This window comes from Pseudoduganella buxea (assembly GCF_009720835.1).
Taxonomy (GTDB): Bacteria; Pseudomonadota; Gammaproteobacteria; order Burkholderiales; family Burkholderiaceae_D; genus Rugamonas; species Rugamonas buxea.
This window is the reverse complement of sequence record NZ_WNKZ01000283.1, coordinates 1-326: the sequence shown is the minus strand read 5'-3', so window position 1 is coordinate 326 and position 326 is coordinate 1. Positions and strand designations below refer to the sequence as shown.

The following is a 326-nucleotide window of genomic DNA, read 5'->3' as shown; positions in this document are numbered from 1 at the left end:
CCTGGACTGGGCCGGCCTGCTGGACAGCCTGGAGGCGGTGCCGTTGAGCGACGTCGCCATGCTGTCCCTCCAGGCCGACGCCGCCACCGGCGCGCTGGCCATCGAAGGGGCGGCGCGCGGGCCGGCCGCCATGCAGGCGTACGTGGCGGCGCTGGGCCATGCCGGTGCGCTGGCCCGGGTGCACCTGGTCTCCCAGCAGGATGGGCGGCAGGGCGACATCCCGGCCCTGCGCTTTGCCCTGCAGGCCCAGTGGCGCCATGCCGGGAGCGGCGCGCCATGACGGCGCTGGCGTGGCAGCTGCGCCACTGGGGCGGCCGGCTCGGCAG

General features: G+C 77.3%; 1 pseudogene. It reads left to right on the top strand.

Annotated elements, in window-relative coordinates:
* A pseudogene (locus GM672_RS28730) lies at positions 1-280 on the top strand (hypothetical protein); the annotation flags it as partial.
* Positions 281-326 lie beyond the last annotated feature (46 nt).